This window comes from Glaciecola nitratireducens FR1064, from assembly GCF_000226565.1.
Taxonomy (GTDB): domain Bacteria; phylum Pseudomonadota; class Gammaproteobacteria; order Enterobacterales; family Alteromonadaceae; genus Glaciecola; species Glaciecola nitratireducens.
The window spans coordinates 198,965-218,267 of sequence record NC_016041.1 but is presented as its reverse complement, the minus strand read 5'-3'; the positions used below and the strand labels follow the sequence as shown (position 1 = coordinate 218,267).

The window sequence follows — 19,303 nt, the reverse complement described above, 5'->3', positions numbered from 1 at the left end:
ACTGCTTACACAAGTTATTTCCATTTAACTGTTCAATTCACTACCATTTGAAAGGTCCATATTACGCTGATACTGAAGCTTAAAAAGCAGTATTGCGGATAACAAAACCGGTATGAAAGCGTAATCTGCATATGCGCCTAAATTTATATTCAGTAATACTACAACTGAAACCAGTAGTTTTAACCACTCTAGCCAAATTGCGCTTGCTCTGTTCTCCATAATCCACGCCAAGTTAATGCTCGAAAAAATAACGAAAAAGGAAATACCATGCTGTTGACTGACATCCAATGCACTAGCGTTAATCAACAGAGAAACAGCAAGCAAGGAAATGATAGCGTATTGCATCAGCGCGTAAACTTTAGCCATTAGCGATATGTCGGTTTGATATGGCGTAAACTGGTTTAAATCTGTTCGCGCTAGCGGAAATTTTTGACTGACATCATCCGGGCGCCATCCCGTTCTGCCAAACCAGACCTTGAATTTGTCAGACCATTTTTTGGTATGAATACTGTCTTGAACTAGCTGTTTGTATACCTGAATATTCGCGTAAAACGGATTCCAACTTTTTAAGGCCTTGCGCACACCGTAAATGGGTTTCTCATCGCCTAATTCATCTTGGTAAGACCCAAATATACGGTCCCAAATAATAAAAACACCGCCATAGTTGCGATCAAGGTATTGCTGATTCTGCGCATGATGCACTCGATGATTTGAGGGTGTTACCATGAACCATTCAACAAACCCCAGCTTCCCAACATGCTGAGTGTGCACCCAAAATTGATACACCAAATTAATAGAGCCAACGGTAATGAGCATGAGTGGATCAACACCGAAAAATGCGAGCGGCAAAAAGAATATAAAATTGAAAAAATTGCCCGATGTTTGTCGTAAAGCAGTAGTTAAATTGTAATCCTCACTGGAATGATGGACCACATGCGCCGCCCAAAACAAGCTAACTTCGTGACCAAATCGGTGATTCCAGTAATATAAAAAATCGTAAATAACGAATACAGCAATCCAAACCCAAGGCGTTTGCGTAAGTTCAAATAATGTAAAGTGCTCGTACAGTAAAATATAAACGGTAAATGGGGCCAAGTTTTTCATAACGCCCATGATACGACTTAAAACGCCTATACTCAGGCTTGTAATAGCGTCATTTAAGCGATAGTAGTCTGTTTTTCTTACTTTTTCGGCAATCAACTCTGCCGCGATAAGAAGAAAGAAAATGGGTATAGCAAATAGGATAATATTCATAGACATGCCTATGGTAAACACAAGGCTATACTAGTGTTGATAGCGCGCTTAAGTCAAATGGGTTTATCAACGGAAAATCACATGAATAATATTAAATTAATTGCCGCATCGCTATTGTTAAGTCTTTGCTCCCTAGAAACAGTGGGGGCGATACAACAAGAAAATTCGGCTTCACTTTTTGCAGAAGAACGACCTTTAGAAGAATTGCCTTTGGAAACTTTAATATGGCAAAACCGCGTGCTTATCGTCGATGCTAAGACCCCAGCGAACGCAGATATCTTAGCTAAACAGTTTGAAGCTCGCAGAAACCAAATGTGGGATCGCAGACTCATCGCCCTATTGCTTGTAGACGATAGCGTGATCGAATTACGCTTTACTCAGGAGAACATGGAGACATTCTCCACTTCCGCCTCCCAATCACGCTCTAACAACCAGCAAATTGCGTATTCAGTGTCTGAACTACGCAAAAGACTCAACGGTAAACAAAGCATTTTGATTGGTCTTGATGGCGGCACAAAATCCGCTTTCACGCTAAGCAGTGGTAGGATAGATATCGAGCAAGTATTCGCTGATATTGATGGGATGCCAATGCGCAAGGCGCGCTAACTGCGCATATTCAAAATATCTAGATCCGACTCAACAGTGCTTGTATCACCCACCTGATTTTATCTATTTAAACTATTGTCACTTTATGTGCGACTTATCAGATATCGCTATATAAATTACACCTAGCCTGGCACTGCACTTTTGATACTTAATTTTTTAATGCTGAATGCTTTGCACTAAATTCCTTGTTCTAAATTTAGTTTAATTGACCAATATTTAGCAAAATACTTCTTATCGATTAGTTGCCAACTTGATAGTAAAAAATTTAAACAAACAAAAACAATGAGTTACGTATTGGCACATTGAATGCAAAGCAGTGGGAAATGTCAGGTTTTGTGATTAATAAGACCAAAAAGACCATCACACATAAATTATGGAGTTAGTTATGATTAGCAAAATTCGTCGCCCTGTTTACTCTTTCATCGGAATAACGCTTTTAAGCATGTCACTCAGTGGCTGCATTATTCACGTTAACGCGAAAAATAAAGATTGGGATAACGACAGCGCTAGCTATTCACAAGATGTGAAATCGACAAACAAAAGTGTAAAAGTAAGTGAAGGAAGAACGGTAGAGGACGTCGGTTCAGTCAATGGCAGCGTTGTAATTAAAGACAATGTAAGCGCCAAACGCGTCACCAATACCAACGGCAGCATCTCTATTGGCGACAACGTTAGCGTCGACTCAGTGAACGCAGTCAATGGCCAAATTAAAATTGGTGAAGGCTTTGCATCAGCGGAAGATGTGAGCACAGTAAACGGCCAAATAAAGATACAAGAGAATGGCCAGATTGGCGGCGAGCTTTCAACCGTCAACGGCACGATTTCAATTAGTGGTGTTGTTGTCGAAAAAGACATCATGACGGTAAACGGCAGTGTAAAGCTAAATGACGGCAGTCTTGTGAAAGGTGACATTCACTTCCGTGGTAATTCTAAAAACAACTACCACAAAAATTATCCCGTGCTTTACATCAGCGCAGATTCCAACGTTGAAGGCGATATTATTCTTGAACGGCCCGTTGAATTAAAGCTAGAAAACAAAAGTCTCGAAAGCAAAGTTAAGCGCCTTTATAAAGACTAACATCAAACCAAAAGTTGAGTGATCGCCGCTTAATATTATGCAGAAGCTGCTGAGACAACCAAGTTCCTACCTGCACTTTTCGCAGAGTACATGGCCTTATCAGCAGTTTCAATTAACATATGGCTTTCTGTATCAGCATTAGGCACCAGTGAAGCGACTCCCAAAGATGCAGTAACCGATAATTTTTCTTCACCATACATACAGGGGTTCGCTTCAATTGCAGAGCGGATCTTCTCGGCTACTTTTTCTGCCTCTCGTATATTGCAACTAGGCAGTAAAACAACAAACTCTTCTCCACCAAAACGCGCCACAACGTCAGTTTTGCGGTTAATCTGTTGGCTAATAAGACTAGCTACATGGACAAGACAGGCATCACCGCATAGATGACCATGGTCATCATTAAAGCGCTTAAAGTGATCGATATCGATGAGCAACAAAGCTAAGGGGTACTCATTGCGACTTGCCAACTGCCATTGATTTTCGAACTCAATGTTAAAGTACCCTCGGTTATTAATACCCGTTAGCGCGTCAATTTTATTGAGTTGTTCGAGCACTTTTTTCTGCTTATCCAACTGCGTCTCAATTTCAAATGAACGCTGATATTCCTTCGACGCTCTAAACCCCATCAAGCCAATAAAACTGACGTAGACCAACAGCATGATTGCATAGGGCATTTTATTTTCAAGATAAAATCCAGCTGCAATAGATGGCACCAGTAGAATTATTAGGTTACACAAGGCAAGACTAATACGCGGCATTAGTGCAACAATCGCGCTACTTGCAATACCGCCAATTGCTAGCATCGTAATATGCAGAATAGGTTCAAAGCGTTCATCAAACATGGCCATTGCAAAAAAGAGGCTAAGTACACTTGCATGACCGAGCGAAAATATAGTGAAGCAGTTACGCCAAAGAGCCGGAGAATAACGATACAGGCGATCAGTAAAGAACCAATGAACCAGTCTAATAATACTAATACCAAACATACTCAAAGCAAAGGTACGGCTTAACTCAGGCTCAGTTAAATGAAAGTCAAATGGCCAAAACACTGCGGGCAACAAAACAGCATAGACAAATATCCCCGTCATCGAACGACGAAGTAGATCCATGTCTATACGCTGCTGTATTTCAGGAAGCTGTTTGATGGTAAGCCCTAATTGAAAAATATCCCTTTATTATTAATAAAGCCGCTGATATAAAAAACAATGACTTCATTGTAGCCACTGACCATCTATGTCAATGAACTCCGAACTTGCATTAATTAGGGAGTTAGCAGTTAAATTCAGCACGCCATAAACAACTGTTTTGCAGTTGTGCTCTTGTCGTACTTTTGAAAGCAATCGGTCAAAATCACCATCGCCCGATAATAGGATGATCGTATCGACATAGGGCGCTGCCTCCAATACATCGATTGTAATGCCCACATCCCAATCACCCTTCGCAGAACCATCTGAGCGCTGAATAAAAGGTTTCAGCTTTACCTCAAAGCCAATATGACGCAGTGCACTTTGAAATTTCTGTTGCTGTACATCGCCGCGATCAATCGCATACGCGACAGCGTCGACAATTTCATAATCTTTCGCTACTGATTGCCAAAAATGCCGATAATTAAACGAACGTGAAAAGGTGTGTTTGGTTGTGTAATAGATGTTTTGTACATCAACAAAAATTGCCGCTTTTTGCACTTCGATGCCTTGTAGTATAAGAATAAAGTTTACTAAACGTATGAACCAATGACATTGACGCTTCAGTGGCATGAATCTTACCACTGATTAGCAAAAAATGTAGCTAACTATTGGCGCGGAAAAACGTAACCGCGTTTTCTATCAGCTTCTGTGACGCATCTTCCTGAATAAAATGTGCAACGTCCTTCAATACTGCGTGCGCTTGGCCCTCACAGCCCTTCATCATTCGTTGAAAAGCCTTATCAGCACCTTTGGTAATAGGATCTGAGTCGCCGAAAACTGTCAGTACCGGCAGTGACAGTGATTTCAGTACAAGCCAAGCTTGCTTGTTGTTACTCGACTCAGGATTGTCAGTGCTTGTGGGCACCAATAATGGAAACTGCCTCACGCCCCACTTATAAGATTCGTCTGGAAATGGCGCATCGTAGGCATAGCGCTCGGCCTCAGATAATTCTCTTTTGCAACCACGCTGCACTATCTGACTTACTGGGAATACTTCGACTGTTTGGGAAAATGTTTGCCAATTTTGAAAAGCCTCATTCATTGGCTCCTCACCTGTTGGCAAAAACGTATTGGCAACGACTAAGTTTTTAAACAACTCTGGTTCAGCCGCCAAGACTCGCAATCCAATCAAGCCTCCCCAATCTTGGCAAATTAGATTGATATTTTTGAGCGCCAACTTTTTGATGAAGTTTGTTATCCACTGAATAAAGTTTGCGTAGGTGTAAGGTGCTTTATTATCGAATTTATCTGATTTACCAAACCCAATTAAATCAGGAACAATCACTCTAAACCCGTTTTCGACTGCATGCTTCACCATGTTGCGATATAGATAACTCCATGTTGGTTCGCCGTGCAGCATTAAAATCACCGGCGAATCCTTGTCACCCTCATCCACATAGTGCATTTGTAGCTCGGTTTCATCAACACTCACGTTGCAGTAATTTGCTTCAAACGGATATTCAGTCAGGTTTTCAAACCGTTTTAATGGGGTCTTGAGTATTGGCATAGTCTAATCCTTTGACACTAGCGGTGATGACAGAAAAGCATGTCTTCACTTTTTTGAAGTGAATTATTGTTGGTTTAGTATTGCTAACTTTTTTGGAAATTAACACTTATAAAGACTAATAGTAGAACATAAGAATAACTAACAATGAGATAGCATTTTGAGATAAAACATTGAGAAATCATGAAGGAACATGCCGCACTATTATTGAAAACCAATTCCTTCAGCAGTAAAAACTTACGCGGTAATTTGGATTCTTAAGCACACTGCTTTATTTATTTTATATTTGTTGATTTATTTTTAAATCTTAAGATTATTTTAAGGTTCTAGGTTTATTGTTTGCAGCATAAAGTACTAAAAGGTCTTAATAATGCAAGCCGTAGACATCACATTACCCACCGACCTCAAAGGGACTGAGTCGTTTACTAGTCAGCTTACAAATAAGGTTTGCCGCAGCGCGCAAGCGAGCGATGCAAAATACACGTTTTCACTCGATGTTTATCAAAAACATGATGATGGTCGTGCAGCATCAGAGCAATTTATCAAAGACGGATTCGCGTCTGCTTATGGTGCCGATATTGAAATAAGCATGCCTTATGTTTTGGCAATTAATAATGGCAAATTCAAGGCCGCGTTGGGTATCCGGTCTGCAAAAGAGAGCTTATTCGTTGAACAATATTTAGCGCAGCCTATCGAGCACTATGTTTCGCAAGCGCATGATCGTCGGTACATAGCTGAAATCGGTCATCTTTATAGCAACTCGAACAAATTTACTATTCCACTTTTTCTCACAACCGCCGTGTCATTATTTTGCAATGGCTATGAGCATATGGTGTTTGCTGGCACTGAGCACGTGGTCAAATTAATTAGTAAAGCGGGAATTGACTGTCACTACATCGCTCAAGCAGACAAGAATAAATTACAAGAATCATCAATTAATTGGGGCACATACTATGAAACGAACCCGCAAGTAGTATTTGTTTCTCTTGCTGCCGTGATGCTTGCAGTCAATAAATCAGCACATTTTAAGCAAATGTTTGATCAACTAGAACGCAAAATTGCGCTCACCACCCGCAAGCTTAAGAGGTAATCGAGATGAGTGAATTGATACAACGACTTTTACATATTCCGACAGAGCTCAAAGATCAAATTGCCGTCGAAACTGCAGGTGCTCAAGTTAGTTACACTCAATTAGCGGAGCGAGTAACAAATTTATCAGATTGGTTAAAAAAGCAGGGCGCTGATTCAGTTTGCCTGCATACAGACAACTCCATTGATTGGATTGTTGTGGATTTAGCATGCCAAATGGCTGAGCTTGTTTTCACGCCTATTCCACTCTTTTTCACGCAAGCTCAATATGATCAATTGCTATTGTCGGTAAAGCCAAACATTCTTTTCAGCCAACAAGACGTCAATTTCGGCGCGCTTTGTGAATGTGATTTGGTAAAGCTCAATGTATATAAACTAGTTCAAGATAAAAGATTAGCTGCCCCTAATGGTACAAGCAAAATCACCTACACATCAGGCTCAACAGGCACACCAAAGGGTGTTTGTTTGAGTACCGAAAATCAAATGGCGGTGGCTTGCGCTCTTGTTAATAGTATTGGTTTACAAAACCCTCGTCACTTGTGTTTGCTACCTTTACCTACTTTACTTGAAAACATCGCCGGCGTTTATTGCCCAATGCTAGCATCAGGCACGGTCATCATTGCGAGTGACGCAGAGCGCGGATTCGAAGGCAGTCGGCTCGTCAATCCGAATGCCTTACTGAACTGCATTAGCAGAGCGAAACCAAACAGCCTGATTTTAGTACCTGAATTACTGCAAGTATTGGTAATGGCGACTAAAAATAATTGGCAAGCACCTTCATCCCTGCAATTTATTGCGGTTGGTGGTAGTAGAGTTTCAGCCTCGTTGTTGGCAGAAGCCCGAGGTTTAGGTTTGCCTGTTTATCAAGGCTATGGCTTGTCAGAATGTAGCTCTGTTGTATGCATCAATACACCTAATAACGATGATATAGCGAGCACTGGCAGCGTATTGCCGCACCTAAAAGCGGCGATAATTAATAACGAGTTAGTTGTTAGTGGCAATGCCTTTTTAGGATATTTGGAAGACCAACGTTCTTGGTATAACGATCTGGTTTTTACCGGAGACATCGCAAGTATCAAAAATAACAAAATTTACATCGAAGGCCGAATCAAAAACACTCTCATTAATTCATTTGGACGCAATATTTCTCCTGAATGGATTGAATCTGAATTGCTCGCAACCGGCCTATTTCAACAAGCTGTTGTACTGGGTGACAGTCGGCCATTTTGCATGGCGGTGCTCGTACCAATATCAGAGAAAATTCAACAGGCTGTTATCAGCGATGCTATCGACACAGTAAACAGTCATTTACCGGACTATGCCCAAATCAAAGCAAATCTCATGCTAAGCCACTCTATGACTTTTGAAGAGGGCTTATATACAGCCAATATGCGCCCTAAGCGTGAACAAATTAACCAGTATTATCAGTCAAGAATTGAGGCTATCTATGCCAATTTTTTTACGATGAAAAAAGAGGAAAAAAACACAATGAGCTTATATCAAAGACTTCTGAACGAAACGACCACCGAGCGCGATTACTTACTGTCATCTCCAATCATTAAACGTTGCTTCTCTGGCGACATTGAAACCGAAGATTACGTTGCATTTTTGAGCCAAGCATATCATCACGTTAAGCATACAGTGCCTTTGTTGATGTCAGTAGGCAGTCGTTTACCGGAGAGCAAAGAATGGTTGCGCGAAGCAGTCGCCGAATATATTGAAGAGGAGTTAGGCCACCAAGAGTGGGTACTAAACGATATTGCAAACTGTGGATATGACAAAGAAGTCGTGCGCGCCACCCCGCCTTCAATGGCAACAGAACTCATGGTTGCCTATGCCTATGACATGGTTAACCGTGTTAACCCACTTGGATTTTTCGGCATGGTGCATGTGTTGGAAGGGACCAGTATTGCAATGGCCGATAACGCGGCAGCCAATATTAAGGATGCATTAGGATTACCCAAAAAAGCCTTTAGCTATTTGGTATCTCACGGCTCGCTGGATATCGATCATGTTAAGTTTTTTGAAACTTTAATGGATAAAATTGATTGTCCTAAAGAACAAGATCTCATCGTTCAAAGTGCAAAACGTTTTTACGTTCTATACGGCAATATTTTTAGAACCTTGGACGTTTCAGCTAGCAAAATGAAGGCTGCCTAATTTTGACACACCAAAAGGTATCTAAAACGTGTTTGGTCACTGGTGCCTCGGGTGGTATCGGTGGCGCAATTGCCAAAATTCTTGGTGAAAACGGGTATCACGTTTTTATTCAAGGACGCAATCAGAAAAAGCTAGCACAACTTAAAATCTCAATGTCTGGAAACTGTGAAATTTTACTAGGGGATTTAAACAAATCGGACGACCGCGCAAACATTCTTAATCTTGCTTTTGCGAACAAGCCCGTCGACTTACTAGTAAATGCAGCCGGTTTGTCTAGCTTCGTCGCATTTGAAGATACAAAACCCGAAATGATAAATGAGTTAATGCAAACCAACCTGATAACGCCGATGTTATTTACTCAAGAGTTTATTGCGAAGTCACACACTGAACAAGGTGCTGAGCAAAAGCAGATCAACGTCGTTCAAGTAGGTTCAGCCTTTGGCTATATAGGCTATCCCGGCTTTAGCACCTATTGTGCCTCCAAATTTGGTTTGCGTGGATTTACAGAAGCACTTGCCCGCGAATATAGCGATACAAATATCAGATTTAGATATTTCGCACCGCGCGCAACCAGTACCAGTATAAACGCGGTGAGTGTTGATGAGATGAATAAAGCACTAGGTAACGCTGTGGACAGTGTTGAGGCGGTAGCTAAAACCTTTATGAACTTTCTCAACAGCAAGAAAAGACAGCAAGTTGTTGGTTGGCCTGAAAAGCTTTTCGTTCGGATAAACGGATTTATTCCAAAGCTAGTCGACAACGCAATTCAATCTAAACTTACCGTTATAAAACGTTATTTACAACAATCTTAGAAAGCCAGATTGTTATTTTGATAAAAAGAGGATATTCCTATGAAAGCGCATCAATCAATCGCTAAATCAATTACTAAACTCGGAGTGGCGGTCCTATTTGCTACATCGTCATTGACCACTATTTCATTCGGTACTTTTGCAGCAGACGGCACTTTTGCAGCAGACGCTACTTTTGCAACAAAAAGCCCTGAATCGCAGCTTCTCGAATTGCAACAACAGTGGGTAAAGGTAAATTATCAACTAGAAGGTGACGCTCAAGAAGCGGGATTTGATAGCCTACTCAAACAAGCCCAAGCATTAGTTAAAGCCAATCCAGAAAATGCCAACAATTTAGTTTGGTTAGGTATTATTGAGTCTAGCTATGCTGGTGCCAAAGGAGGCTTAGGCGCCCTTTCATTAGCCAAGGATGCAAAGAAATCACTAGAAGCTTCGATGAAACTTGACGATTCTGCGTTGAGTGGGTCTGCCTATACGAGTTTAGGCACGCTTTATCATAAAGTACCTGGCTGGCCGATTGCTTTTGGAGATGACGATACAGCCAAAAAAATGCTAGAAAAGGCCATATTGATCAATCCAAACGGCATTGATTCAAACTACTTCTATGGTGAGTTTTTGTTTGACGACAAAGAGTATGCAAAAGCTAAGGAGCATTTAACGCTGGCTCTACAAGCAGCGCCGCGCTTAGAAAGACCGTTGGCAGATGAATTTAGACGAGCTGAGATTAATCAGTTGATGGAAAAAGTTGATAAAAAAATGAAAAGAAAAGGCTAAGACCGAGTCTATCAACTATTTTCAGAGTATGGACTTGAACTTGAATAGCCACTTTGCTTTAAATCATATAGTGAGTCATTGTCATTCAACAATGACTCACTACTACCTTATCTTAGTCTAACTTTCGCCATTATTTGCTATAAAGATTCAAAACTTTCAATTGTTAAACTAATTTCGCAATTTAATAACTTTGAGATTGGACAGTTTTGCTTAGCGTCTTTGGCTGCAGCAGCAAAATCGGCTTCATTAATTCCGGCAACCTTGGCTTTTAGGACTAATTCTGATTTTGTCACCGAAAACCCGTCACCGTCTTTGTCTAAACTAACTGTTGCTCTTGTATCTAGCTCACCGGATTTTAAGCCTTTTTCGGCTAAACCAAACGACAGGGCCATGGTGAAACAACTGGCGTGAGCAGCGGCGATCTGCTCTTCTGGGTTAGTCCCTTTTTTATCATCGAAACGGGTGTTGAAACCATACGGTTGCTCATTAAAAGCACCTGACTGGGTAGATACCGAACCCTTTCCTTCTTTTCCTAACCCTTGATACTTTGCGCTTGCCCAATTTTTGATAGTCATAAATTCTCCTTTGTAATGCGTGTATTAATGGGTATGAAATGCAGCCTCATGAGATCACATTTGCTTTTTTCTGGTGAAGTCAGCCAACGTAGGAAACATTTAAATTATCATGGTATACCAACAGCCTAGTACATAATTGACGTCTTCGCCGAGTATTAAAGCTGACTTGAATTGTTCTGCCCTGTTTAACTTTCTAATCAGAGGGTATATCATTCAAAATTCTTACCGCATGCATTTTGCATAATCAATAGCAACAAATAGCTCGTTTGACGCTAGGGAAACAATGATTAAAAACGCTTTCGTTGTCATAGTGTGTTCGCTTTTATTTGGATACTGTTCAAATAGTTTTGGCTATTCACAGACCGACGACAATCAAGAACTCGCAAAAACGGCGACACTCCGGATAGGGTACGATGACAGTCCCCCAAATCGATATACTGACAAAGACGGCAACCCGAACGGGTACGACATTGAATATTTGTCCAACATCTTGGACGCAGCAAACATAGATTATCAATTTTACAGTTATCCTTGGAAGCGCATTGTGCGTCATATCGAAACGGGTCAACTTGATATTGCGATGTCAGCAGCAAAATTAGAGGAGAGGGAAAAATTTGCTTTTTTCTCAGAGGAAATCTTCAAGCTGAGCTCAAATATTCTGTTCATTGAAAAAAGTTACACAGAACAGTTTAAAGAACTCAATGCGCTGTCTTTGCTTCCCTCTATCCCTGCTCAAATTGGGGTGATGCGAGGCACGTCATACTCTGACGAGTATCAGTCGCTATTATCTGACTCAAATTTTGCAAAAAAACTCGTCGCTTTGAACGATGTGCGCCAAGCGCTAAATCTTGCGATAACAGGTCGCATAGCTGGTTTCATTGCAACAAGAGAAGTTGCTCTGTATGAGTTAGCGCTGCGCTGCCAAAGTCACAACTTCGTCGAAGTCTATGATTTACTAAAAAACGAAAGCACCGCTTCTTTTTTGATGTATTCCAAAAAAACCATCAGTCGTGACTTAGTCAATAAAATCGATCAAGTGATGAAACGTCTCGAACGTCCAAACGAGAATTTAATTGACGTTGATGCCCACTGCGCCAGCTAAAAGCAAATCAACGTTCGTTGCTATTTTTAACCATAATCCAATATTAGCAGGTGTAACCCATTATCTTTGTTTGACTTAAGTCAATCATTGCCCGATACAGACATGATAGTGTTAGCGTAGAGATGTTTAAATCAAACTACTACGGTGCATACACTATGAGTATTTATAAAAAGATTATCGTTGCAATAGATTTCAATGCTGAGCATGAACACGTGCTTGAGAGAGCAATGAGTGTATGTCAAACGCCTGAAGACGTCAGCTTAGTCTATGTTTCAATGCCAATAGTTTACCTTCAACCCTTACTATATGGGGGTGAATATAACGCAATGACGGATGCTGAAACAGTAGACGATGCCAGAAAAAAGTTAGAGGTAATTGCAGACAAGTTTGGCATCAACAAAGAACACGTACACATCAAGACCGGTGATATTTCTGATGAAATAAAGGCACTGGCGAATGACACGAGTGCCGACCTAATTATCATTGGCACCCACGGTAGAAGCGGCATTAAAGCACTGCTTGGTTCTACCGCAAATGCAGTTTTACATGGCGTTAAGCAAGACGTACTTGCTGTGCGAATGCAAGATGATTAATGAGTATATATCATCGATTTAAAAAACCACGCGCTTGCAAGAAGGCAAGCATGTGTTCTCTTTTTTTCTTTTGTACTGCATTCGCGGTTTGTTCAGACCAATTACTGGTTTTTTGATTTTCGCCGCGTTGCGTGTAGTAATTTTGAATTTGGTCGTCGTAGTTATCCACATCAGATTCAGAGCGAGACGAGTCATAAACATCTTGATGAAGAATGACATCTACGGGGAAACGAGGCTTCACTTCAGGTTGCGCATCAGGCCAGCCCAGACACAGACCGAAAACAGGATATACTTGATCCGGAAGTTGCAATAGTTCAGAAACTAATTTTGGATCGTTGCGGATCCCACCAATAAAAACCGCACCAAGTTCTACTGACTCAGCACCTAACATCAGGTTTTGCGCCATTAATGCAGCGTCTACAGTTGCTGCAATAAAATGCTCAGTGTTGCCCTCTAAAGCGCCCAGGTTTTGTTTTAGACAAGCATATTCAACTCGCCTTAAATCGGCGCAGATAACCAAAAATTCGGCTGCAGATTCTATCCATTTTTGACCACCCGCCAACGTCGCTATTTTTTCGCGAGTATTTTTGTTATTTACTTGGATCAGGGAATATGACTGAATGAAGCTTGATGATGCGGCGCCTTGCGCGCACTCAATAAGCTTGTGTAATAAATTTACGTCAATCGGTTTATCAATATACTGTCGAATAGAACGGTGAGATGACTGAGCTTCAAGAATTGGGTTCATATTACTATTTTAAACCTTATTGTTATGTGCAAGAAATACAAAAATACCGACAATCATTTTGTCAGCTAGTGTCGTTATAGCTAGTTTTTTTTTATTCGCTTTCACCACCATTTGCATCATGGGTGGTACGCAGTTTCAACGGTATACTATCAAATTATTTGCCGATACTGTCAATTGAGCGCCAAGCTTAAAAAAACACAGGACACATTAACGAACTAGCAAAACTTTCTTTTCCCGATTCTTATAAATCACAGCTTAAAACGCATGCTGTTGTTTTGGCCTGTTTGTATTTGAAATGTTCATAAAAGTAGACTACTTTGTAATCAACGGACAATTTGCACTCGATTGCAAAACTATAAGGGATTAACCAATATGTTTAATAAATTTGTATTTGCTTTACTACTTCCGATTCTTTTAACGGGATGCGCGTTTTCACCTAATGAAATTCAGGTGGCAAGCAGCCAGCCATTAGTCAGTTTTTCAGATGTGACCGATGAGTCTGTTGGCAAAGGCGTTAGATGGGGCGGTGTTATTCTTGATTTAAGTAAACAAGATGACAGCACCACTGTAACGGTATCTCAATATCCACTCTTACAATCAGGTCAGCCAATTTATAAACAGCAAAGCGGAGGAACTTTTACCGCTAAGTTTAATAATTCTTTGAATCTAGAAAATTTGCAACAGGGCGCGATACTGACGCTTGTCGGCAACGTTGAGCAATTACAAAAGCCTGAGACAAGTCTTGATGTGTCTCCTCTAGCCACCATACAAACTAGCAATTTTTACGTTTGGGAGGGCTTTTCAAGCGCCAATCATCTAAGTTCGGAAGATAACAGCCCTACTTCTATGGACCGCGGAAAATGGGGATGGCGGGTAAAAAACGAAAAAGAAGTGAACAGGGAACGTCAAGAGCGAGAGGCTCAGCGCCTTAGCCAATAACAAACTGTAGCGTTGCTTTGCACTAGTCACACAACTTCATGCCGCTTATCAGCGCACCGTCTTTAACATAGTCTATGACGACGTCGTCTCTAATGAGCAGGGCGTCGTTTCTTAAACCGGTAAGATTGCTTAGCAAATTCTTTGAGTTCACTTCTACGCAAACCAAATAACCATACTTAATGCCAGTTAACTTGTCACCAATCCACTGCTTTATAGGTTGAGACATATTGTTAATTTCAATCGAGGACGGGTCTCTCAACTCTGACATCAGGTAGTCTCTCGCTATGTCTTGGTAATTTTCAGGAAATGGGCCGTAGTCAGCTTCTTTTTCTTGCGTAGGGCTTGGTAAGGTCACACAAGCAGATAAAAGTAAGATAGTTAAAATAGCTATTGTCGTTTTCATAAGAATCGATTCCCTTGAGGTAATTTGTATTGTTACACATTAACGCTGTTTTTTGATTATAGAAAGGGGCAAGGTGTATTTATAAATTCTATAGTCGCTTTGACGGCAATAGGAGCCTCAAGGATGTGTATACAGCGAGGAAAATAAATAGTCCTAGTAAACAAACAAAAAAGCCAGTCACGTTTACCTGACTGGCTTTAATTTGACCATATGGTTCCTAGGCTATTTACCTGTATTTACGTAACTAACGCAGCGACCTTGATTGCGAAACATGGAACCATCGTTACGACGTAAATCTTTCCATCCGTCTTTTTTACATTGATTTTTATCGCGTGGGACAATATAAAGGTCAAGTCCGACAATAACCGGGTCATGATCAGAACTACGATATGCATCAGGTGCAAATAATGCATCTTGTGCAGTAGCCTTAAAGCTTGTGTCGTAATCTAAAATATCAGGCTCATCAGCGTTGATAGACCAAATGCTGACTGCAGTTACTTGTTGCGCTAAAACAGAGGTTGCCAGCGCATAATCAAGATAACCAACCTGACTATCAAATACGTATGAATAAGCTTTTTCACCGCCAAATTGTTTAACCATGTCAACAAAGCCTGATGCTTGTAAAGCGACAATTGGATCTTCTTTATCGTAACTATTTAAATCACCAATAATTAAATAATCAGGGTCGTCACTGCCGGTTGGGTCAGTCGCTAACCAATCAGCAAGCGCCTTTGCTGCGTCCGTTCTCACCAAGTTACAGTTACCTTGGCCGTCTTGAACATCAAAATCACCAAACTCTTCGCAGTCAGACCCTTTCGATTTAAAGTGATTAACGACAACAGTGACTCGCCCACCTGCTTGATTTTCTTCGAATGTTTGTGCTAGTGCGGGTCGGTTTTTGGTATCGATAAATCGAGGATCAACAACAGAATCAAGGATTGCAAAATCGCCAGCTAGCGATAGGGCACTTTTCTTATAAAGTATGGCTACCTTAATTGCGTCGGTTCCGATAGTCCCCGTATCGACATAGCCATATACCTCTTCGCCGATGGCTGCATTGATGCCATCAGCTAGATCTTTCACGGCGGCTTCCGGGTTATTTTCAATCTCTATTAGGCCAACAACATCTGCATTTATCTCTTTCAGTGCTTGAATGATCTTCGATCGCTGACGCTCAAACTCTTCGGCAGTATCTGCACCACGGCACGATAGCAGAGCTGGACCACAGCTGTTTCCAAATTGGTCGAGGGTGGTAAAGTAATTTAATACGTTAAAGGAGACGACTTTTAATCGACCTGCAGTTTCTGGTGCACTGGTGCGAGGATTTGTCGCAACATAATCAGCCCCTTGCGTTGGCTGAATGCGGTATGCACCAAACGACTGATGCATAATACCTTGTACATTTGTTACTGTGTCACCACCACGAAAACGATTATCAAGTGTAAATTCTTGGCCATTCGGATGTATTGCTGGGTCAGGATTTTGCGTTGTGCGTCCGTCATCTAGCAAAATTCGTCTTGCGGCGTTAGCCGCTAGTAAATCAAAATACTCATTTGAGTCTGGGTCGACTACCGCAGTTGGCGTGTTTAAACGTTTATCATCGCCTAATGGTAAAGTAAGGCCAATTTCACCAAAGCGGTCAAAATTAAAGTAGTCACCAATCACTAGTTCTTGCGGTATTACTATCCGCATCCCTTCTAAGGCCTCTAATTGCAGATCATCAATAATTGGCAAATTCAGCACTTGTGCGACAGGTAAAGCTTGGTCATTCGCTAAAACAGTGACTGTTGATGCGCTCACTTGTGTCATTCCACCAAACTCTGATACAGAACCTGTGACGCTCACCCGGTCGCCAATAGTTACGTCAACGTCGGGGTTTGAATTATCAAAAACAAATAAAGCCTCGGAGGTTAGAGGGTTACCATCGCCTACCTCAGACTGCACGAAAAAGCCGCGCAAGTCACCGTTATCGATACTATCGTTGCGTTGAAAATCACCTACTACTATGCCCTCAATGCGCACATCCAGCCCGTTTACTTGAGTTGCATTGCCAGTACCTTGGATGAATGAGATAGCAACTGTTTCAGGACCTAATGGTGATTCATTGACGAATCCCTTTAGCACTTTTAAATTTTGTACTGCGAATGCTTCGGTCCCACCATTTGCTTTTGCAGTTAGTCGAATGGTTAATTCACTACCAGTCCCTAATATTGGCGCACGCAATGGCTTAAAAACATTAGACAGCACAGTGCCATTTACAACAAGTGGGTCATTAAGACTAACAACTTTTCCGGACTCTAGCGTATATGAAAGGTCAGCCGACTCATCTGCGACCGCACGCAACAATTCAACTTCAGAGTCACCATCTATTGAAGCTGTTACCTTAAATACATCACTGCTTTCAAAGTCGCCCATGGCGCCCATATCAATTTGCAGACCTAACTCAGTTTCGCCGCTAATATCGAAGACCCAAGATGCAACTACCTCGTCAGTCGTGTCTGCGTTTACCGTATCAACGATCCCAAAAAATTCTTCTGTATTAGTACTGGCCACAATGCCTATACTGTCACTCGAAAAAGTTGTAGTGTCATCTAATACAGAAAAAGGGATAGAGCTTGAAACACCACGTTGATATTTTTGAAATCCATCAGCTGCGCTTGAAAAAGCATTTGTATATGGATTTTGGTACTCAATTAAATTTAGGCTGCTACTGCTGACCATATCGTACGCAATGGTCGTTTCATCAGCATGAACAAATCCTAGAGCGATCATACTCAACGACGCTGCTGGCAAGAGGTGTTTTAAAAGCATATTGTTCCCTTTCTGTCTCAGTTTTTTGACATTTTATTATTACATTCCTAGTAATCGTAAAATAAACTATAAGCCTGAACTATGCAACAGGGGCAATATTCTCAGCTTTGCTGCACATATATTGTGCGGCCGCGTTTCAGGTTTGCATACTGAATAGCGTTGCTAGTAAAAGTAGCTATCTTTCAAGTGCTCTGACCCTTTGATTTGCTCTATTTCACTTCATCATTAGTAAGAACTGGATAGATATTAAAAATAGCTTTTCAGTCTTGAACTCGAATACCTCATATATTTGGTTTTTTCGACCGTCTGCTTACTTCCAAATGTGAACATTCGGTAAGCCCCTCGCATAAACCCATCACCTTACAATCCTGACCCGCTAATATTGCGTTTCAATTTAAGCTCGATGGTTTCCAGCACGTGAATAGTGAAGTCTTCACTTTTACTCTCAAAACTCAGCTCGGTAGCAGCTTCGACCTCCCCTAATGCAACTCGCGTTTTAATTAAAAAGCCCATTTTGGAGGCTTTCACAATCATCGCATTACTTAACAATTCGACTGCTTGCGTAAGGGTCTCCGTGTCCTTCTGTATCTTAACCAACACTGGCGCACCTTGATGATGCTCAACCAATATGGCATCGATACCTTGATTTCGATGCACTGGGTTATAATCAATTCCAGCTAAGCACTGCAATGCCCCTAGATTTGCATTTTCAAAGGATTTTCTGCCTTTTTTCAACAAGTGAGATTCGGTTTTAATGGGTTTATCTAGCCTCGATTGCGACAGTTGAATAGCGTCCTCTGACTGGTCAATACCAATGTATTTCCTGTTTGTTAAGCTTGCAGCGACACACGTTGTGCCGCTGCCGCAGAAAGGGTCTAGTACAAGATCATTCTCATTGGTAACCAATTCAATGATGCGCTCCAAAAGAAGCAATGGCTTTTGTGTTGGGTAACCTACTCTTTCCTTCGCTTTTGGGTTCAGATAAGGAATATCCCAAACGTCACTTAAGGGCACTCCTTGCTTGGCGTCTGCCTGCTGAATATTGCCCTCTTCGTCGCGGGCATAAATAGACTTATTGTGCTTGTCTCGGGTGCGCCGCTGTAGGATTTGATCAAGGTTGGTTGCCTCGGAGTAAGGCATAAAAATCTTATTGAAGCTAAAATCACTCGTTTTACTAAAGAAGTAAATGTTTTGATGGCTTGGCAGAAGCCCCTTTTTGGCGTTAGACCAACGTTTGTACTGCCATATAATTTCAGACTGAAAAAACTCTGAGCCAAATACATCATCAAGTACGCCTCGCACAATATGATTAGCCATTTTATCGCAGTGCACAAAAATGCTGCCGGTATCCTTTAATAAATCACGCATTTTAAGAATACGTTGGTGCAGGAATTCTGCATAGCTCGATTCCTGCTTCCAAATATCGTCAAAGCTAAATTCTTTGGTGCGTTGACGATTTTTAAGTTTGTGTTTTCGCTCAGTAAAAAACGGAGGATCCAAATAAATCAAATCGACTGAGGAATCAGCAATTTCGTTCATTTTTTCTAAGCAGTCACCTAGCAATAATCGATTGGCCGCTGTGGTCATAGTGCTCATTGTAGGTGGGTTTCTCCGCAGTTTTGAAACATATAAAGATTCGTAACACAGCATGTTACCCACTGATATTGTGCA

At 41.3% G+C, this 19,303-nt stretch carries 18 protein-coding genes and 1 pseudogene; 10 read left to right on the top strand and 9 right to left on the bottom strand.

The features are described from left to right. Positions 1-24: 24 nt before the first annotated feature. Positions 25-1,254 (bottom strand): sterol desaturase family protein, encoded by a 1,230-nt coding sequence (locus GNIT_RS00925; protein ID WP_014107226.1) that lies wholly within the window; start codon positions 1,252-1,254, stop codon positions 25-27. 81 nt (positions 1,255-1,335) lie between these two features. Here GNIT_RS00925 and GNIT_RS00920 point away from each other — a divergent pair, with 81 nt between their 5' ends. Both GNIT_RS00920 and GNIT_RS00915 read left to right on the top strand, forming a co-directional pair. Continuing rightward, the gene (locus GNIT_RS00920) at positions 1,336-1,860 is read left to right on the top strand and encodes a DUF4174 domain-containing protein (protein WP_158307644.1); all 525 of its coding nucleotides are present in this window, start codon (positions 1,336-1,338) and stop codon (positions 1,858-1,860) included. 385 nt (positions 1,861-2,245) lie between these two features. Continuing rightward, entirely contained in the window at positions 2,246-2,938 is a 693-nt protein-coding gene (locus GNIT_RS00915) for a DUF4097 family beta strand repeat-containing protein (RefSeq protein ID WP_014107224.1), read from the top strand. Between the two features lie 35 nt (positions 2,939-2,973). On the opposite strand, the gene GNIT_RS00910 is transcribed toward GNIT_RS00915, so the two are convergent. From GNIT_RS00910 to GNIT_RS00900, 3 genes are all read right to left on the bottom strand, one after another. Next, a complete protein-coding gene (locus tag GNIT_RS00910) occupies positions 2,974-4,047 on the bottom strand; it encodes a GGDEF domain-containing protein (protein ID WP_014107223.1) in 1,074 nt (357 codons plus the stop codon). 102 nt (positions 4,048-4,149) lie between these two features. After that, complete coding sequence (locus GNIT_RS00905; protein WP_014107222.1) at positions 4,150-4,623, bottom strand: LabA-like NYN domain-containing protein; 474 nt, start codon at positions 4,621-4,623, stop codon at positions 4,150-4,152. A gap of 103 nt (positions 4,624-4,726) precedes the next feature. Continuing rightward, complete coding sequence (locus tag GNIT_RS00900; protein ID WP_014107221.1) at positions 4,727-5,632, bottom strand: haloalkane dehalogenase; 906 nt, start codon at positions 5,630-5,632, stop codon at positions 4,727-4,729. A 367-nt stretch (positions 5,633-5,999) separates the two neighbouring features. Between GNIT_RS00900 and GNIT_RS17595 the strand changes: the two genes are divergently transcribed. The 5 genes and pseudogenes from GNIT_RS17595 to GNIT_RS00880 all read left to right on the top strand — a co-directional run bounded on the left by GNIT_RS17595 (position 6,000) and on the right by GNIT_RS00880 (position 10,461). Next, complete coding sequence (locus GNIT_RS17595; RefSeq protein ID WP_014107220.1) at positions 6,000-6,719, top strand: thermostable hemolysin; 720 nt, start codon at positions 6,000-6,002, stop codon at positions 6,717-6,719. A 5-nt stretch (positions 6,720-6,724) separates the two neighbouring features. Continuing rightward, a pseudogene (locus GNIT_RS18315) lies at positions 6,725-8,116 on the top strand (AMP-binding protein); the annotation flags it as partial. 90 nt (positions 8,117-8,206) lie between these two features. After that, on the top strand, positions 8,207-8,878 hold the full coding sequence (locus GNIT_RS18310; RefSeq protein ID WP_238526957.1) for an iron-containing redox enzyme family protein: 672 nt from the start codon (positions 8,207-8,209) through the stop codon (positions 8,876-8,878). A gap of 2 nt (positions 8,879-8,880) precedes the next feature. Then, positions 8,881-9,690 carry an SDR family oxidoreductase gene (locus GNIT_RS00885; RefSeq protein ID WP_041246246.1) on the top strand — a complete coding sequence of 270 codons (810 nt, stop codon included), beginning with the start codon at positions 8,881-8,883 and terminating at the stop codon, positions 9,688-9,690. 39 nt (positions 9,691-9,729) lie between these two features. Then, a complete protein-coding gene (locus GNIT_RS00880) occupies positions 9,730-10,461 on the top strand; it encodes a tetratricopeptide repeat protein (RefSeq protein ID WP_014107217.1) in 732 nt (243 codons plus the stop codon). A gap of 137 nt (positions 10,462-10,598) precedes the next feature. Here the strand turns inward: GNIT_RS00880 and GNIT_RS00875 are convergent, their stop codons facing one another. Then, entirely contained in the window at positions 10,599-11,036 is a 438-nt protein-coding gene (locus GNIT_RS00875) for an OsmC family protein (RefSeq protein ID WP_014107216.1), read from the bottom strand. Positions 11,037-11,319: 283 nt separating this feature from the next. Between GNIT_RS00875 and GNIT_RS00870 the strand changes: the two genes are divergently transcribed. Then, the gene (locus GNIT_RS00870) at positions 11,320-12,138 is read left to right on the top strand and encodes a substrate-binding periplasmic protein (RefSeq protein WP_014107215.1); all 819 of its coding nucleotides are present in this window, start codon (positions 11,320-11,322) and stop codon (positions 12,136-12,138) included. 155 nt (positions 12,139-12,293) lie between these two features. Next, the gene (locus tag GNIT_RS00865) at positions 12,294-12,731 is read left to right on the top strand and encodes a universal stress protein (protein WP_014107214.1); all 438 of its coding nucleotides are present in this window, start codon (positions 12,294-12,296) and stop codon (positions 12,729-12,731) included. A gap of 10 nt (positions 12,732-12,741) precedes the next feature. Here GNIT_RS00865 and nfsA read toward each other — a convergent pair whose 3' ends face one another. Further along, positions 12,742-13,479, bottom strand: coding sequence for an oxygen-insensitive NADPH nitroreductase (gene nfsA, locus GNIT_RS00860; protein WP_014107213.1), 738 nt, complete (start codon positions 13,477-13,479; stop codon positions 12,742-12,744). Between the two features lie 372 nt (positions 13,480-13,851). On the opposite strand from nfsA, the gene GNIT_RS00855 reads away from it, so the two are divergent. Further along, positions 13,852-14,418 (top strand): Slp family lipoprotein, encoded by a 567-nt coding sequence (locus tag GNIT_RS00855; RefSeq protein ID WP_014107211.1) that lies wholly within the window; start codon positions 13,852-13,854, stop codon positions 14,416-14,418. A gap of 22 nt (positions 14,419-14,440) precedes the next feature. Here the strand turns inward: GNIT_RS00855 and GNIT_RS00850 are convergent, their stop codons facing one another. The 3 genes from GNIT_RS00850 to GNIT_RS00840 all read right to left on the bottom strand — a co-directional run bounded on the left by GNIT_RS00850 (position 14,441) and on the right by GNIT_RS00840 (position 19,228). Next, positions 14,441-14,821 (bottom strand): hypothetical protein, encoded by a 381-nt coding sequence (locus GNIT_RS00850; protein WP_014107210.1) that lies wholly within the window; start codon positions 14,819-14,821, stop codon positions 14,441-14,443. 222 nt (positions 14,822-15,043) lie between these two features. After that, the gene (locus GNIT_RS00845; protein WP_014107209.1) at positions 15,044-17,632 is read right to left on the bottom strand and encodes an ExeM/NucH family extracellular endonuclease; all 2,589 of its coding nucleotides are present in this window, start codon (positions 17,630-17,632) and stop codon (positions 15,044-15,046) included. Positions 17,633-17,992: 360 nt separating this feature from the next. Continuing rightward, on the bottom strand, positions 17,993-19,228 hold the full coding sequence (locus tag GNIT_RS00840; protein ID WP_238526923.1) for a DNA-methyltransferase: 1,236 nt from the start codon (positions 19,226-19,228) through the stop codon (positions 17,993-17,995). Between the last annotated feature and the right edge of the window lie 75 nt (positions 19,229-19,303).

Excerpts from the sequence above, each read along its gene's own strand:
- GNIT_RS00925 (WP_014107226.1), bottom strand. The coding sequence starts at position 1,254 with ATGAATATTATCCTATTTGCTATACCCATTTTCTTTCTTCTTATCGCG.
- GNIT_RS00920 (WP_158307644.1), top strand. The coding sequence starts at position 1,336 with ATGAATAATATTAAATTAATTGCCGCATCGCTATTGTTAAGTCTTTGC.
- GNIT_RS00915 (WP_014107224.1), top strand. The coding sequence starts at position 2,246 with ATGATTAGCAAAATTCGTCGCCCTGTTTACTCTTTCATCGGAATAACG.
- GNIT_RS00910 (WP_014107223.1), bottom strand. The coding sequence starts at position 4,047 with ATGGATCTACTTCGTCGTTCGATGACGGGGATATTTGTCTATGCTGTT.
- GNIT_RS00900 (WP_014107221.1), bottom strand. The coding sequence starts at position 5,632 with ATGCCAATACTCAAGACCCCATTAAAACGGTTTGAAAACCTGACTGAA.
- GNIT_RS17595 (WP_014107220.1), top strand. The coding sequence starts at position 6,000 with ATGCAAGCCGTAGACATCACATTACCCACCGACCTCAAAGGGACTGAG.
- GNIT_RS18310 (WP_238526957.1), top strand. The coding sequence starts at position 8,207 with ATGAGCTTATATCAAAGACTTCTGAACGAAACGACCACCGAGCGCGAT.
- GNIT_RS00880 (WP_014107217.1), top strand. The coding sequence starts at position 9,730 with ATGAAAGCGCATCAATCAATCGCTAAATCAATTACTAAACTCGGAGTG.
- GNIT_RS00875 (WP_014107216.1), bottom strand. The coding sequence starts at position 11,036 with ATGACTATCAAAAATTGGGCAAGCGCAAAGTATCAAGGGTTAGGAAAA.
- GNIT_RS00870 (WP_014107215.1), top strand. The coding sequence starts at position 11,320 with ATGATTAAAAACGCTTTCGTTGTCATAGTGTGTTCGCTTTTATTTGGA.
- GNIT_RS00865 (WP_014107214.1), top strand. The coding sequence starts at position 12,294 with ATGAGTATTTATAAAAAGATTATCGTTGCAATAGATTTCAATGCTGAG.
- nfsA (WP_014107213.1), bottom strand. The coding sequence starts at position 13,479 with ATGAACCCAATTCTTGAAGCTCAGTCATCTCACCGTTCTATTCGACAG.
- GNIT_RS00855 (WP_014107211.1), top strand. The coding sequence starts at position 13,852 with ATGTTTAATAAATTTGTATTTGCTTTACTACTTCCGATTCTTTTAACG.
- GNIT_RS00850 (WP_014107210.1), bottom strand. The coding sequence starts at position 14,821 with ATGAAAACGACAATAGCTATTTTAACTATCTTACTTTTATCTGCTTGT.
- GNIT_RS00845 (WP_014107209.1), bottom strand. The coding sequence starts at position 17,632 with ATGCTTTTAAAACACCTCTTGCCAGCAGCGTCGTTGAGTATGATCGCT.
- GNIT_RS00840 (WP_238526923.1), bottom strand. The coding sequence starts at position 19,228 with ATGAGCACTATGACCACAGCGGCCAATCGATTATTGCTAGGTGACTGC.